Annotated in this window: 14 protein-coding genes; 9 read left to right on the top strand and 5 right to left on the bottom strand. The window is 47.3% G+C overall.

Annotated features, from left to right (window positions below; all coding sequences use genetic code 11):
- Positions 1–158: 158 nt before the first annotated feature.
- The gene (locus tag ACE1CM_RS36590) at positions 159–827 is read left to right on the top strand and encodes a sulfotransferase family protein (protein WP_374883849.1); all 669 of its coding nucleotides are present in this window, start codon (positions 159–161) and stop codon (positions 825–827) included.
- Between the two features lie 251 nt (positions 828–1,078).
- Here the strand turns inward: ACE1CM_RS36590 and cphA are convergent, their stop codons facing one another.
- Together cphA and ACE1CM_RS36600 are read right to left on the bottom strand one after the other, a co-directional pair.
- Positions 1,079–3,763: a cyanophycin synthetase gene (cphA, locus tag ACE1CM_RS36595; RefSeq protein WP_374883850.1), complete on the bottom strand. Its 2,685-nt coding sequence runs from the start codon at positions 3,761–3,763 to the stop codon at positions 1,079–1,081.
- Positions 3,764–4,011: 248 nt separating this feature from the next.
- Positions 4,012–4,860 (bottom strand): cyanophycinase, encoded by an 849-nt coding sequence (locus ACE1CM_RS36600; RefSeq protein ID WP_374883851.1) that lies wholly within the window; start codon positions 4,858–4,860, stop codon positions 4,012–4,014.
- A 463-nt stretch (positions 4,861–5,323) separates the two neighbouring features.
- Between ACE1CM_RS36600 and trmD the strand changes: the two genes are divergently transcribed.
- The 7 genes from trmD to ACE1CM_RS36635 all read left to right on the top strand — a co-directional run bounded on the left by trmD (position 5,324) and on the right by ACE1CM_RS36635 (position 11,441).
- The gene (gene trmD, locus ACE1CM_RS36605) at positions 5,324–6,028 is read left to right on the top strand and encodes a tRNA (guanosine(37)-N1)-methyltransferase TrmD (RefSeq protein WP_374883852.1); all 705 of its coding nucleotides are present in this window, start codon (positions 5,324–5,326) and stop codon (positions 6,026–6,028) included.
- A gap of 186 nt (positions 6,029–6,214) precedes the next feature.
- Positions 6,215–7,231: a DUF1517 domain-containing protein gene (locus ACE1CM_RS36610; protein ID WP_374883853.1), complete on the top strand. Its 1,017-nt coding sequence runs from the start codon at positions 6,215–6,217 to the stop codon at positions 7,229–7,231.
- A 175-nt stretch (positions 7,232–7,406) separates the two neighbouring features.
- Positions 7,407–7,889, top strand: coding sequence for a 2-C-methyl-D-erythritol 2,4-cyclodiphosphate synthase (ispF, locus tag ACE1CM_RS36615; RefSeq protein ID WP_374883862.1), 483 nt, complete (start codon positions 7,407–7,409; stop codon positions 7,887–7,889).
- Positions 7,890–7,917: 28 nt separating this feature from the next.
- The gene (locus ACE1CM_RS36620) at positions 7,918–8,499 is read left to right on the top strand and encodes a hypothetical protein (RefSeq protein WP_226574733.1); all 582 of its coding nucleotides are present in this window, start codon (positions 7,918–7,920) and stop codon (positions 8,497–8,499) included.
- The gene (locus ACE1CM_RS36625) at positions 8,483–9,079 is read left to right on the top strand and encodes a PIN domain-containing protein (RefSeq protein ID WP_374883854.1); all 597 of its coding nucleotides are present in this window, start codon (positions 8,483–8,485) and stop codon (positions 9,077–9,079) included. The genes ACE1CM_RS36620 and ACE1CM_RS36625 overlap by 17 nt, the downstream gene beginning before the upstream one ends.
- A 20-nt stretch (positions 9,080–9,099) precedes the next feature.
- Positions 9,100–10,890: an ABC transporter substrate-binding protein gene (locus ACE1CM_RS36630; RefSeq protein ID WP_374883855.1), complete on the top strand. Its 1,791-nt coding sequence runs from the start codon at positions 9,100–9,102 to the stop codon at positions 10,888–10,890.
- Between the two features lie 92 nt (positions 10,891–10,982).
- Complete coding sequence (locus tag ACE1CM_RS36635; RefSeq protein WP_374883856.1) at positions 10,983–11,441, top strand: DUF29 domain-containing protein; 459 nt, start codon at positions 10,983–10,985, stop codon at positions 11,439–11,441.
- Here the strand turns inward: ACE1CM_RS36635 and ACE1CM_RS36640 are convergent.
- Positions 11,438–11,722 carry a DUF433 domain-containing protein gene (locus tag ACE1CM_RS36640; protein ID WP_374883857.1) on the bottom strand — a complete coding sequence of 95 codons (285 nt, stop codon included), beginning with the start codon at positions 11,720–11,722 and terminating at the stop codon, positions 11,438–11,440. The two genes, ACE1CM_RS36635 and ACE1CM_RS36640, sit on opposite strands and share 4 nt — an antisense overlap.
- A 104-nt stretch (positions 11,723–11,826) precedes the next feature.
- Here ACE1CM_RS36640 and larB point away from each other — a divergent pair, with 104 nt between their 5' ends.
- A complete protein-coding gene (larB, locus tag ACE1CM_RS36645) occupies positions 11,827–12,624 on the top strand; it encodes a nickel pincer cofactor biosynthesis protein LarB (RefSeq protein ID WP_374883858.1) in 798 nt (265 codons plus the stop codon).
- Positions 12,625–12,689: 65 nt separating this feature from the next.
- On the opposite strand, the gene ACE1CM_RS36650 is transcribed toward larB, so the two are convergent.
- Together ACE1CM_RS36650 and ACE1CM_RS36655 are read right to left on the bottom strand one after the other, a co-directional pair.
- Positions 12,690–14,966, bottom strand: a complete 2,277-nt coding sequence (locus ACE1CM_RS36650) for a PAS domain-containing protein (RefSeq protein WP_374883859.1) — start codon at positions 14,964–14,966, stop codon at positions 12,690–12,692.
- Positions 14,967–15,009: 43 nt separating this feature from the next.
- Positions 15,010–15,571, bottom strand: a 562-nt coding sequence (locus ACE1CM_RS36655; RefSeq protein ID WP_374883860.1) for an RNA-guided endonuclease InsQ/TnpB family protein, incomplete at its 5' end; no start/stop codon positions are given.

Genomic DNA, 15,571 nt, shown 5'->3' on the forward strand with positions numbered 1-15,571 from the left:
CAACTTTGTAGGTTGGGCCCAGTGTACGAAACCCAACTTTAGCAAGGCTTGTTGGGTTTCACTTACGTTCAACCCAACCTACACAGAAGAGCTAATGGCAAACCTGACATGCTGCCGTGGACTTTGGCGTTTAATGGAAGCAAAATATGGGGGAATTTATGGCAATTAAGGTTATTGCTGCAGGTTTCGCACGAACGGGAACGCTATCTCTCAAAACCGCTTTAGAAGAACTGGGCTTTTGTAAGTGCTACCACATGGTAGAATTCATGAGACACCCCTCTGATGTAACGTTTTGGGAGGATGCCAGTAATGGAAAACCTGTCAACTGGGATGCTTTGTTTGATGGCTACCAAGCAATAGTAGATTACCCAGGTTATCGTTACTATCGTCAACTGATGCAGCACTATCCTGATGCTAAAGTTCTATTGAATATTCGAGATGTGGATAGTTGGTATGAGAGTACCTTGAACACCATCTATCAAGCAGCGCCAAAAGGTTGGCAGAAGTTAAAGATGGCCTTATCGCTCCCATTTTCTCCAAGGATGCGGAGTCTAGTTCGCATCTTCCGCATGGTGGATCAAGATGTTTGGCTGAAGGATTTTCAAGGGAAATTTGAGGATAAGCAATACGCTAAAGCGATTTTCAATCAACACATTGAAGAGGTAAAGCGTTTTGTTCCACCAGATCGGCTGTTAGTTTACCAAGTGAAAGAGGGTTGGGAACCATTGTGTCGCTTCCTGGGTGTATCTGTTCCTAACAAGCCTTTTCCACATCTCAACGAACGCGCCAGCTTTCAACAGCTGTCAAAACAGCTTTACTCACATTGAGGCTACTTTGCAGTTTAATACTTTGCATCCTTGTTATCCTCAATTAGTTGTAGGATGGGCATTGTCTACCTTCATTATCGTTGCTGTCGTCGATAACGCAGACAGGACTTACGCACGACGAGAAAAGCAACCTCTCTGAGAAACCGGGTTTCTTTGCGTAAGTCCTAGCAGAATTCAACTACAAATAATTTACCCCCAAAACAAAATAGGGGAGGCTAATACCTCCCCTATCCTCCAAGCTTCTAAATCGCTTAAATCTGATTAGCCAGCGAAGATTTTACACTGTTAGTAACTTCCACCCCATTGACTTGCTGTACTTGTTCTGGAATGGGACGACGCGCTTCGATTAATTTAATGGCGCGAGATACGGTTTCGGGTAAAATCACCACCAAACTATTGGGAGTGGCGCTATCTAAAGCTGTATTAATCGCCGTCGTTTCATCTAGAATCGATTCGTAGCGACAATCTGGCTTCGCTTGCCCAATTCCTTGGATAATTAACTCAGCTGCTGCACCGCGATCGCGTCCCCTGGTATCGTCATCTTCCTTGACAATAATCCGGTCGAAGATATTTGCCGAAAGTTTACCCAACGTGACAAAATCTTCATCGCGGCGATCTCCTGGTCCACCTACCACGCCAATCCTTTCCCCTGGCCAATTCCGGATAAAATTGCCCAAAGCCTCGTAACTCGCCGGATTGTGGGCATAATCCACCAAAGCGTGATAGTTGCCTAAATTAAACAAATTCATCCGTCCCGGCGTTTGGCTAGCAGAAGCGCGGAATGTTGTCAAGCCCTTGCGGATATAATCTATTCCGACGCCTTGGACAAACGCCGCCAAGGAAGCCGCCAAGGCATTGGCAATCATAAACGGCGCTTTGCCTCCCATTGTCAGGGGTACGTTGATTGCTTGTTCGATTCGCAGCGTCCAATCGCCCTTTAATATCGACAAATAGCCGTTTTCATACACTGCCGCGACGCCGCTTTGCTGGGTATGAGCTTTAACGATTTCATTTTCTGGGTTCATGGAAAAGTAAGCGATTTGCGCCTTTGTCCGCTTTGCCATTTCCACGACTAAGGGGTCATCGGCGTTGAGGACGGCGTAGCCTTTGGGTAGAACTGCTTCCGCTACCACACTCTTGAGATTGGCTAATTGATCTAGGGTATCGATATCGCCAATTCCCAGGTGATCTGCCGCCACGTTCAAAACCACCCCTACGTCCGAGGCATCAAAACCCAACCCCGACCGCAGGATACCGCCCCGCGCTGCTTCCAGGACTGCTACTTCTACAGTGGGGTCGTGCAGTAGCATTTGGGCGCTTTGGGGGCCAGTATTATCGCCTTTTTCGACTAAATAATCGCCGATATAAGTGCCGTCGGTGGTGGTGTAGCCAACGGTTAACCCGGTTTGCTTGTAAATATGCGCCAGCAATCGGGTAGTGGTAGTTTTACCATTCGTCCCCGTTACCGCCAAAATCGGAATGCGACTGGGGGTTCCGGGGGGGAATAACATATCCAGAACTGGGGCGGCGACGTTGCGGGGTAGCCCTTCGCTGGGAGAAACGTGCATCCGGAATCCAGGGGCGGCGTTGACTTCAACGATGACGCCTCCGGTTTCGCGCAAGGGTTGGCTGATATCCGCCGTTACCACATCAATGCCTGCAATGTCAAGTCCGATGATTTTGGCAACTCGTTGGGCGATCCAGATATTTTCCGGATGGATATCGTCGGTGCGGTCTACGGCGATGCCTCCGGTACTGAGGTTTGCGGTGGCTTTCAAGTAACAAATTTCACCCGATTCCAGCACTGTATCGAGGGTATATTCTTGTTCTTTTAATAGATCCCAGGAAGTGCGGTCGAGTTCGATTTTTGTCAGGACGTTTTCGTGTCCCGTGCCGCGCCTGGGGTCGCGATTGGTTTCTTCAATTAATTCTGATATGGTTAATTTGCCATTGCCGACGACGTGGGCGGGGACTCGTTCCGCGACGGCGACGACCTTGCCATTTACTACGAGTACTCGGTGGTCGCGTCCGGTGTAGTAGCGTTCTACAATGACGCCTTTGGATTCGCCTTTAGCAGCGTCGTAGGCAGCTTCTGCTTGTTCCCAAGAATTGATGTTGAGGGTGATGCCCTTGCCGTGGTGACCGTCGAGGGGTTTGATCACGATGGGGTAGCCGCCGATATCTGCGATCGCATCTGGCAAATCATCCAGGTAATATACAACCGTGCCGCGCGGTACTGGCACTCCCCCATCGCGCAAAACTTGTTTCGTGCTTTCTTTATCGCAAGCCAACTCGACGCCCAAAATCCCGGTATACTCGCTCAAAGTAGCCTGGATGCGCTTGCTGTAAATTCCATAGCCGAATTGCACCAAGGCGCGGGCATTTAAATAGCGCCAGGGAATTCCCCGCGCTTCTGCTTCTTTAACAATAGTTTCTGTTGAAGGACCCAAGGCTGAATCCGAACACATTTCCTTGAGGTCTTGCAAATCTTGGGCTAATTCTGCTTCAGGATAGCTGCCGGTATTGACGATACTCTGGCACAACCGCACCGCTGCCCGGGCTGCATAGCGCCCTGCTTGTTCCTCCAGGTACTCGATTACCACTTGGTAAATGCCTGAGGTAGCGGTTTCCCGCGTGCGTCCGAAGCCTACATTCATACCTGCGAGGGTTTGCAGTTCGAGGGCGACATGTTCCACAATGTGCCCCATATAAGTTCCCTCCCGCACTCGCTGAAGGAAACCGCCCCGACACCCAGGGGCGCAGAAATGATCTTCCAAAGAGGGTAGCACCCGCAGCAAGCCTTCGTAAAAGCCGGGGATGCGATCTGATGGCTTGTCTGCCAAATCCTCCAAATCAAGACGCATGACCACCAGTTTGTGGCGTCGAATACTCCAATAGTTAGGACCGCGTAACGTCTGGATTTTCAGAATTTTCATAGTAATAGTCCGGGGATCTGTTGGCGACAAGCAAGGATTGAGGAGAACCCTATATATTTACACCTGGCATCCTCATAAAACTGTTCATTACGAACATTTTTCCGGTGAAATTGGGGTTTAAAAACGCAAGACTCGTGGCAGCGCATGGCAAAAATACTCTATCGAGAAAACCATAGAAGGCCAACATCTAGCGCTCTCAAACCTCCTATGCTATCTCACTATATTTGTGTCGGGGAGCGCAATCTGCTTCAGCCTGTAGGAATAATTGCACGCTGGTGCAGGTCGTAGCGCTGACCATAGCTGAGAATATGTACTCGTAAATTGTGAATGCTAATCGGGTCGGTGGCGCCGATCAAAGGCTGGTTGGTGTAGGACACTTCCCCCGGATCGACGATGGTTACCGTCCCTTTGCCCACCACTTGCAGGATACCATCTTGCTCGAACAAGGCACAGGTATCTTCATCGATGCCGATACCCAGACGGTCCGGATGGGCGGCGATCGCGCTCATCAATCTCGCCATGCGGTTGCGGTTGTGAAAGTGCTGATCTACCACCACTTCTGGTATAATACCAAGCCCCGTTGCCATATCGACTAAAGAACGGTTGGGACATTCGCCGCTACCGCCCCCTGCTATCATATGGTGACCCATGACGGCTGCCCCGGCGCTGGTTCCCGCCAGGGTAATTTGACCCATCTGGACGCGCAGGCGCAATTTTTCCATCAATACGGTATCCGCAAGCAGTCCGCACAGGCGCAGTTGATCGCCGCCGGTGAGGAATACCCCCGTACACACCTCTAGGTATTCGTGGATTGCCGCATCTTCGCACTGATCGCGATCGCGTATATCCAGCACTTCAATTCGCTTAGCACCCATCTCATTAAAGATGCCGCGATACCGTTCGCCAATTATCGCGGGTTCTCGACTTGCCGATGGTATAATCGCGATTTGAGCATCAGTCGATCCGGCACGGTAAAAAAAAGTGTGCAAGATCTCCCGTCCGTGAACTTTATCTTCAGCGCCGCCAATCACCATGATGGCGGTTTTGGTCGATTGGGGTTTTCTGGTTTCCAAGGCTTGCAATTCTAACTGTTGCATTGTGTTGCTTCTCTCTGGTGGCGATCCCCCCTGGACCCCCCTTACAAGCGGGGCTGGGTTTTGGCTTATGAGCGTGACGGTTAACACATAATTTTAGCTTATTAGATATCTCATGAAGCAATTATTAATGGCGTTTCCATCTCTCTTTGGGCATAATCTCTATCCAGCGACGGGCACAAAATTTGGTGCAAGGTTAATTATAGAGTCTACCGCGAAAACCCCGTGTCAAAAGAGTAGGAGCGAGCCCGCGAGACGAAAGCAATCACTAAAGAGTATTTTACGCTCTAGGAGATTAGCCTTTTGGGCGATTGGTCTAAACCTGTCTTGTAACGGTGAGTCATTGCACCAAGAATCACCGTCTCTCTAGAGTCGTGAGTGTTAAACGATTTGACCCATCCCTGTTAACATCAGGAATGTTTTAGTTTTTCTCAAGATTTGCCAACTCAATTTCAACTAAAAGCCCGTGCGATTTGATGTTATAACTCTATTTCCAGATTTTTTCGCCTCTCCCCTGAGTTCGGGGTTACTGGGAAAAGCTCTCGAAAAACAGATAGCTCAAGTTAATCTAGTCAATCCCAGAGATTTTGCTACAGATAAGCATCGCCGCGTAGATGACGAACCCTACGGCGGCGGCGTCGGGATGCTGATGAAACCAGAACCTATTTTTGCTGCCATAGAGTCGCTACCCGTCTTACCCAGACGCGACGTTATCCTGATGACGCCCCAAGGTCAAACCCTGAATCAAGGTCTACTCAAAGAATTAGCCACCAATTACGACCAACTGGTGGTGATTTGCGGACATTACGAAGGCGTAGATGAGCGAGTGCTGGATTTAGTCACCCGCGAGGTATCTTTAGGCGATTTTGTCCTAACTTGCGGCGAAATTCCCGCACTAGCACTGATTAACGGGGTTGTGAGATTGCGTCCGGGTACCGTTGGTAAGGAAGAATCTCTCAAAGCAGAGAGTTTCGAGGCGACACTGTTGGACTATCCCCAGTACACCCGTCCCCCAGAGTTTCGCGGGTTACGAGTTCCCGATGTCTTGCTGTCGGGGAACCACGGCGAGATTGCCCGGTGGCGATTCCAGCAGCAAATCGAACGAACAAAAGCAAGGCGTCCCGATTTGTATGAAAAATGGTTGCGGGAAACAGGCGGCGAGTATAGCTAGGGACTAGGGACTAGGGACTAGGGAAAGAAAAGCTAAGTATCTTTGGTTTCTCTAATGAATCAATCCTAACTAGAGAAACCGGGATTCTGAGATTATTGTTAACTTTCTTGCAAGATTTGGGTAATTGGATGGATCAAGCGGCAAGAATAAAGAAGGAAATCATAGCAAAGTCGCCAAATAATCCTCATGAAACCCAAGTCAAAGTTACAGCTTTTATGTGCTGCCGCTGTTTCGTTTCTCTTGGTCAACGCGGTAGATATACAATTAACGCCGACTACCAATCAACTAACGCTAAACATCGGTACCCAAGCACAAGCGAGAAGGGGAGGAGGACGCAGCGGCGGCGGTTCGTTTAGATCTGCACCTTCCCGTTCGAGGAGTTCTCCCAGTCGCAGTAGTGGTTCGGATTCCAATTATGGTGGTGGGGGTTACTCATCTGGAGGCACAACTATCTATGTTGGGCCAAGATATAGCTATGGCGGCTACTATTATTCCCCGATTTCTCTGATTGTTTTGGTCATCATTTTAGCAATTCTCGTGGCTGCGATCGCTTACGCCATTGCCATATCTAAGCAGAAAGCTATCAGTGCCGGTACAACTGAGACTTATATCAATACCGGCAATCGCGAACTTGATAACAATATCGTCACCATCAGTAAAATCCAAGTCGGATTGCTGGCGCAAGCACGTTCGATTCAAACTCAGCTTTCACAATTGAGTTTAAATATCGCTACTGACACTCCAGAAGGCTTATCCGAATTATTGCAAGAATCGGCTTTGGCACTGTTGAGAACACCAGAAAACTGGACTCACGTATCGGCAACTTCCAAAACCGTCCGCAGTCGCGACGAAGCTGAGGCAATTTTTAACAAGTTTTCGATTGAAGAACGGGGTAAGTTTAGCGGCGAAACTCTCACAAATGTCAATGGTAAAGTTCGTCAAAATCAGCATGATTCAAATTCAGATAGCGAACCTGGTTCGTATATTGTGGTGACGCTGTTAATTGGAACCGAAGACGATCGCCCTCTGTTTGGTAATGTCTATTCTACCAATGAGTTAAAGCAAGCGCTGGAGCGAATTGCCGCTACTCCTCCGGAATATTTGTCTAAGTTTGAATTGCTTTGGACTCCTCAAGTTGAAACCGAAAGTTTAACTTACGATGAAATGTTGACCGAGTACGCGAGTTTGATGCCAATTGCATAATGGGTAATTGGTAATGGGTAATTGGTAATTGGTTTGAACCCTAATCTTTGCGATTAAGTAGGGTGCGTTAGCTTTCCGCTTAACGCACCCTACAAAACTATTGGCAGAAGCCAGCCAAGGGAGAGCGATCGCTCGTAAAATACGGAAGGGCAAGATTCAGGATTTTACAACCACTATGTCTCTCAGAATTGGCAACGGCTACGATATTCACAGATTGGTTACGGGTCGTCCTTTAATTTTAGGCGGGGTGAATATTCCCCACGAAATGGGACTGTTGGGACATAGCGACGCCGATGTCTTAACTCACGCCATCATGGATGCGATGCTGGGGGCGTTGAGTTTGGGCGATATCGGACATTATTTTCCTCCAACAGAGCCAAAATGGGCGGGGGCGGATAGCCTAGAGTTGTTAAAGCAGGTATATGGGTTAGTGCAGGAGAAAGGTTGGCGAGTGAGTAATATTGATTCCGTCGTGGTGGCGGAACGTCCGAAACTGAAACCGCATATAGGGGAGATGCGATCGCGCCTCGCCAGGGTTTTAAACTTAGAACCAGACCAAATCGGCGTTAAAGCAACTACCAACGAAAAATTAGACGCCGTTGGACAAGAAGAAGGAATAGCCGCCTACGCCGTAGTCTTGCTAGAAAAAAAGGAATAAAGTTTAATCCTTAATCCGGGCATTCAAAATGACTGAATCCTTAATTGAAAGATACCAAAGAACGATATTTCGTATCGTTCTACATTCCCCATCACCAGAAAATGGGGAAACTAAGTCGATAAAAACCAGAAAATGGGAAGAAGCACTGCGAATTTATGCTCATGGCGTCGCCCTCGACGCAGAAGAAAGAATTGTTGTGTTAATTCAAGCCCACGGACAGAAGTTAAGACCGCTGTTTATCACCGAATATGTTGGTTACTTCAAAGCAGCCAGAGGTGTAATTCCTTTTATGATCCTGCTGGATAAAGAAGACATCCTGATTTTTGCTTGGTACAGCGATAATGTAGCAGAACCAATTTGTACGCTTAAAGTAATTGATGTGCTAAGTCGCTATGCCCCGGATATTGAGAGCAAGCAGAAGTCACGTTCTTCTTTGAGTGCTTCTTATCTAGTAGGAATGACTAAATCTTGGATAGATGATTTGGTATATCATTGGAAGTCGGAAACACCCCCAGCTTTAGAGCTAATCGAAGCAATTGGTTTATTGCCGTTGCTCAAAGATGGTTCAACACAATCTGATGTGGAGATACGGCTTGATATTCTACATTGAAACAAACTTTCTGATGAGTATTGCCACAGGACGCGACCCTCAAGCCGATACTTTGCTACAAAATCCGCCGCCATCAGTTCAGATAGCAATACCCAGTATTTGCTGTCTGGAGGCTTTAGCGGCTTTAGAACAAGATAAAAAAGCTCGCAAACGTTTTAACCAAGAACTGGACATTCAAATTAATGAGTCAAAACGAAACCTTGTTTCACCTCATGCTCAAGCTCTTAACTTACTCTTAAGCCAAGCTCGTGATGAAAATGAAAGTTTAATGGATGATACTGAGTTGCGGCTAACTCAAGCACTTAAGCAAATAGCAAGCAAGGCAGATTTGATTGCATTAACGGCTGGTATACTTCAGGAAAGTTTGGATAGAGTTTTGATTGATGACCGGACAGATAACTTAATTTTACATTGCATTCTGGGTCACGCAGGGTTGCATCCATCTGAAGTTAAAGTATTTCTCAGCAGCAATACCAAAGACTTTGGCACGTTGGAAGTGCGAGAAGCTTTGCGGAATGCTGGTGTAGAAAATTATTTCAGCCGCACCGGGGATTTCCTGGGTTGGCTACAATCGCAGTAAATGTCGGTACAGTAAAAATTATGAAAATTGTAACTATTGTTGGCAAAACTTGGCGACGTTGGATGGCGGTGATGGTGGCGGGAGTGTGCGCTGTTGCTCTCACATCGTGCAACCCATCCCAGTTTAAAGCAGAAGCGGCTAAAGTACCGCAAATTGTTGTTGCATCCCTCAGCGAACCTTCTACTTTTAACTACGCACTCAATGAATCTGCCTACAGCGTTTTTGGCTTTATTTACGATGGTTTATTTACCGAAAATCCCTTCACCTCCAAACTCGAACCCAATTTAGCCGAATCTTGGGAAGTTTCAGAAGATAAAAAGCGCATAGTCGTTACCCTGCGTGAAGGGCTAAAGTGGTCAGATGGTCAGCCAATGACTGCTGATGATGTCATCTTTACTTACAACGAAATTTACTTTAACACCAAAATTCCCACTTCGGTAAGAGATGTTTTGGCAATTGGCGAAAGTGGTGCTTTACCCAGCGTCAAAAAAATAGACAACCGCAGAATTGAATTTACCGTACCCGAACCTTTTGCACCTTTTTTGAGATATGTAGGTGGCATTCCCATTATGCCAGCTCATGCTTTAAAAGACGCCGCCCGCAGCATCGATAATAATGGTAATCCCAAATTTATTTCAACTTGGGGAACTGGAAGCGACCCGAAAGAAGTTGTCGGGAATGGCTACTATGTGATGGAAAGTTACACCCCCAGTCAGCGAGTCATATTCCGTCGCAATCCATATTATTGGCGCCAGGATGCTCAAGGCAATCCTCAACCTTATATCGAGCGAATTGTTTGGCAAATTATTGAATCGACCGATAACCAGGTAGTCAGTTTTCGTGCGGGACAGTTAGATAATTTAGAAGTGGCTCCAGAGGCTTTTCAGTTATTGAAGCGCGAGGAAAAGCGAGCGGGTTTTAAAATATATAATGGTGGGCCAGATACGAGTACAACTTTTATTGCTTTCAATCTGAATAAAGCCAAAAATGCTAAAGGACAGCCTTTAGTAGATCCAATCAAGTCTCGCTGGTTCAATACCAAAGAATTTAGGCAAGCAGTTGCTTATGCAATTGACCGCGAAACAATGAAAGTCAATGTGTTTCGGGGACTGGGAGAATTGCAAAATTCGTTTGTTTACGTCAAAACTCCCTTCTTCCTGCCGCCAGAAAAAGGGTTAAGAGTATACAATTACGACCAGGAGAAATCAAAGCAATTGCTGTTACAAGCTGGATTTAAATATAATTCGGAGAATCAGCTATTAGATAAAGATGGCAACCCAGTTCGATTCACGCTGTTAACGAATTCGGAAAGGAAAACCAGGGGCGATATGGCTGCCCAAATTAAGCGCGATCTGGCGAAGATTGGGATGCAAGTTGATTTGCAAATTCTCAGCTTCAACGCTTATCTACAAAAACTGAAAGAAACCCAGGATTGGCATTGTTATCTGGGCGGATTTGGTGGCGGCGGAATCGATCCTCACAGTGCTAGCAATATTTGGTCAGTTAAGGGATCTTCTCACGCATTTAATCAGGGACCACAACCCGGTTCTCAACCTTTAATTGGCTGGGAAGTTTCTGACTGGGAAAAAGAAATTGACCGTCTTTATAAGCAAGGGGCGCAAGAATTAGATGAGAAAAAACGGATAGAAATTTATCACCAATATCAGCGCATTGCTGCCGAACAGTTGCCGTTTATACACCTGGTGGAACGATTGGACTTGCAGGCGGTAAGCGATCGCATCCAAGGCGTGAGATACTCCGCCCTCGGCGGCGCATTCTGGAACTTGTATGAATTGCAAGTAACGAAATAGATTGGGTAATGGGTAATGGGTAATAGGTAATAGGAAAGACCAATTACCTATTACCTATTACCAATTAGCGTACAAGAATTGGTGAAAAAGTAATGGTATCGAAGACTACTCAAGCACCGCTATACGAACGGGATTTTGCATTATGGATCGAAGATACAATAGCGCGGTTAAAAGCGCGGGACGTTGAGAATTTGGATTGGGACAATTTGGTTGAGGAGATTGAAGCTTTGGGAATCTCGCAAAAGCACGAGGTAGAAAGCCGTCTGAAAACGATTTTAGCTCACATTCTTAAACGGTGCTACGTGCTTCTGCCCGATTTTTTTCGAGATTGGCAAGTCACGATTCGTACACAGCGCAACGATCTGAAGCGCCTGCTGAAAAAGTCTCCCAGCTTAGGGAATCGTTTGCTGGCAGAATTTGATGAGGTTTATCAAGAAGCGCTTGAGGAAGTGCGGGAAGAATATCCCGAAACCGAGTTTCCCGAAACATGGAATTTTAGCCGCGATTTGGATGGGATACTAACAGAAATATTATGGGAAAGCGAAGCCTAACAAATTGCTGCAACGGACGGATGCACCAAGTCTTCAGGAATCCGATTGCGTTCAATATAGGTATTAATTTCTTCCTGATTGTCCAAATAAAAGCTCAGTGCATCGAAAACTTGAGCCAATGTCAGATGGGGTAAGTGCGTCGGGATTTCTGCCGCAGATACAGCTAAACGCCACAACCCGACGATGGCACGAACCGAGGTTCTCGTCCCTGCAATAATCGGTTCGCCTTGTAAAATTTCTGGGTTCCGCGTGACGTAACGCGAGATCGGTTGTACAGTCATGGGAATTAAGATGCCATTTTTTCCCAGTGTAATCCCAGCTCAAGCCAGTGAAAAAATATAGCAGGAAAAACAGCGATTGCACTCCAAAGTGACAAAATAAAGGAATGTCCCAACCTCAAGCCCTCCAATCTCTCCTAGAAGCTGTTGCCGCTGGTAAAGTTACCCCAGATGTGGCATTAGAAAAGCTCAAGCATTTCGCCATTGAACCTGTCGGCGATTTTGCCAAAATTGACAATCACCGCGCCTTGCGTACCGGATTCCCAGAAGCAATTTGGGGTCCCGGTAAAACACCCGATCAAATTGCTCAAATTTTTCAGACGATGCGCCAGCGTCATCCTGTGGTAATGGCAACCCGAATTGAACCGGATGTCTACCTCCAAGTTCAGGAAAAATTACCCCAACTTTACTACTACCCCACTGCCCGCATTTGCGCTACCGTCCCCGCTGCCTTAGAACCCCAGTACCCAGGCAATATCGGTATCCTCTCGGCGGGGACTGCGGATTTACCCGTCGCCGAAGAAGCGGCGGTGACGGCAGAGTTATCCGGTTTTCGGGTACAGCGTCTCTGGGATGTGGGGGTTGCCGGAATTCACCGCTTGCTGGCAAACCGCCACGTGATTGCCTCTGCCAACGTGTTAATCGTCGTTGCGGGAATGGAAGGCGCCCTACCCAGCGTCGTTGCCGGTTTGGCAGATTGTCCGGTAATTGCGGTTCCCACCAGTATCGGTTATGGTGCTAGTTTCGGCGGCCTCGCCCCCCTATTGACAATGCTCAACTCTTGTGCTAGTGGGGTGGGGGTGGTAAATATTGATAATGGTTTTGGTGCGGCTATTTTAGCAGGGCAGATTTTACGGACGGCGCAGAAGATATCGGTGCGCTGGAATACCCTTAGTGAGGACTGACGCGGGGAGGGGGAGAGGGGGAGAGGGGGAGAGTTTTAATTAAGGGCTATTTGCCGGACACGATATTAAAAGTTGCACTCCCCAGTAACTGGAAATAGACAATAGCGATCGCGTCCTTGTTGTTTGGCAGTATAAAGCGCTCGATCGGCGGCGTTAAGTAAATCTTGGGACGATAATGTTTTTGTCGGCACAACGCTAGCAACCCCCAGACTGACTGTAACGCGATCGCTCACACTCGACCTGCTATGAGGAATTGCCAATTGTCGTACTGCTTGCCGAATTGTACTTGCCACGTGCATCGCACCCTTGGCGTCGGTATTGGGTAGAACAACAGCAAATTCTTCCCCGCCGTAGTGAGCGACTAAATCTGCCGGACGCCTGCCAACAGATGCGATCGCAACTGCCATTTGCCGCAAGCAATCATCTCCTGCCAAATGACCGTAGGTATCGTTGTAAAGTTTGAAATAATCCGCATCAAACAAAATCAAAGATAGCGGTAGTTGCTCGCGTTTGTGCCGCAGCCACTCAATATTAAGATATTCGTCAAACCGGCGACGGTTGGCTAGTTGGGTTAACCCATCCAGACTCGCCTGTCGTTGCAGTTGCTGATAAAGTTCCGACTGCTGAATCGCAATTCCCACACTCATCGCCAGTTGTTGAAGTAAATCGATTTCTAGCACTTGCCACTGACGCGGGTTAGCACAATGCTGCGCCACCAGCAAACCCCACAAACTTTCCCCTTGCAGTATCGGTACAACCAAGTTTGCTTTGACTTGGAAACTTTGGAGTAAATTGACATAACAGCGATCGATCCCCGCCGAGTATATATCTGTTAGCGCGCCAACGCGACCTTTTGTGTAAGGTTCGATATATTCTGCCGCACCCAGACAGGTATCTTTTATTCTTCTGCCCAATATGCTGACCCAAACCGGGTCTACAGATTCTACAACCACAGTACCGCTCCAGTCTGGTTCAAAGCGATAAATAATTACCCGGTCGGTTTGGAGAAATTGTCTGACTTCTGCCACGGTGGTATTGAGAATTTCATCCAAATTTAAAGACTGGCGGATGCGCTGGGTGATGGTTCCTACAAGTCGTTGCAGTTCTGCTTGCTGGCGCAAATACTCGATTAATTGTCGCTCTACTGCTTCCCCATGCTTGCGCTCTGTAATATCTTCGGCTATGCCAGCCACACGATACACAATTCCTCGGTCATTGTAAACCGGAAATGCCCGCACTCTGATCTGGCGAATCGTGCCATCAGGACGTTGAATGCGGTATTCTGCTTCGATTTGGCTGGTGTTCCACTCATCAATTAAAAACACTTTTTTGACGCGATCGCGATCCTCACTGACAACGCTGTCGATCCAGACATTCAGGTTGGCATAAAGTTCGGCACAAGGTCGTCCCCAGACTTGTTCGTAAGCAGGACTGATATAGAGCATCCGACCCTCGATGACATCTTGCAAGTAAAAAATTTCTCGGATATGCTCTGCTAACTGGCGGAACCTTTCTTCGCTGTCCCGCAACGCTGCAAGGGCAACTTTGCGTCCGCTGATATCTTGTACGGTGCCAAACAAGCTTTTAACTTGTCCTTCCCCATCTAAAACCGCTTCTACTCTCGCTTCAATGTATCGGACTGAGTTATCCGGTAGCACAATTTTGAGTTCGCTTTCGTAGGGTTTTCCCGTTGCGATCGCCCTTTTCACCAAACGCCGGAATTTTTCTCCTTCGTCGCGATGATACAGATCGATCAGTTCTTCATAGCTGCTTTCCCCTTGTTTGGGGTCAAGACCGTAAATGCGAAATAGCTCTTGCGACCAAGTAATTTTTTGATTGGCAATATCAAACTCCCAATTCCCAATATGGGCAATCCTTTGCGCGGCGGCGAGAAAATTTTCGCTTTTTCGCAGTTTTTCCTCGGTCTGTTTGCGCGCTGTAATATCGATCATCGACCCCACCATGGGAATCGGGTGTCCGGTGTTGGCGGGCACGGCTTTACCTTGGGAGAGAAACCAACCGTAACTGCCATCACCTCGTTGGATTCGCACCTCGATGGCGTAGGGGGTGTTAAACTCTAGATGATTTTGTACGCACTCAGCAAATCGCTGTTGGTCTTCTGGGTGTATTCGTTGATAGATCGACTCGCAAGCGTTTTCCTCAAACTCAGTCGGCGACAAACCAAGCATCTGGTACACTCCCATAGACCAAAAGCAAGTGTGATTGACAATATCCCAATCCCAGATTGCATCTTCGGTTGCCTCCATCACCAACTGTAACTCTTCTTCCCTGTCGCACAGCGCTGCTTCTGCATTTTTGCGTCCGCTGATATCGGTCGCCACTGATTTGACACTCCATCGCCGTAGAACGGCGAGGATTCTTCTCTCACAGCCACTTATCTAGACGAATGCCCGTCCCCGACAGTACGCCAAGAGAAGCAATTTGCAACCCCACTGGCTGTCCGACAGCGAGGATTCCCCGATCTCTGATTACTTGAGCTGCTGCCACGTCTCTGTTGGTTATATAACCGCAGTTATCGCAGCGATGAATTCTTTCACTTAAGTCTTTTTTACCTGTATGCGTTCCGCAGTTAGGGCAAATTTGACTTGTATAGTCTTTATCGACCTTTAAAAATAATACATCTCGCTTCCAACAAACATAGGACAAAATATTAAAAAACTGTCCGTAAGCAGCATCAAGCGTATGTTTGACAAACAGCCCTTTTGCCCAAGCTTTAAAGTTAATCTCTTCAACAAATATCGCTCCCGCTTGGTCGCAAAGATAATCGGCTAGTTTGAAATGCCAATCTTTTCGGGTATCGTTAATTTTTTGATGAATTCTAGCTATCTTTTTCTGGAGTTTCAGCCAATGACTAGAACCCTTTTTCTTGTGCTTTAATCTTCGTTGCAGTAATTTCAACTTGCCTTGAAGCGCGTTAAAGAATCGA

This window comes from Microseira sp. BLCC-F43 (assembly GCF_041929235.1).
GTDB lineage: Bacteria > Cyanobacteriota > Cyanobacteriia > Cyanobacteriales > Aerosakkonemataceae > Microseira.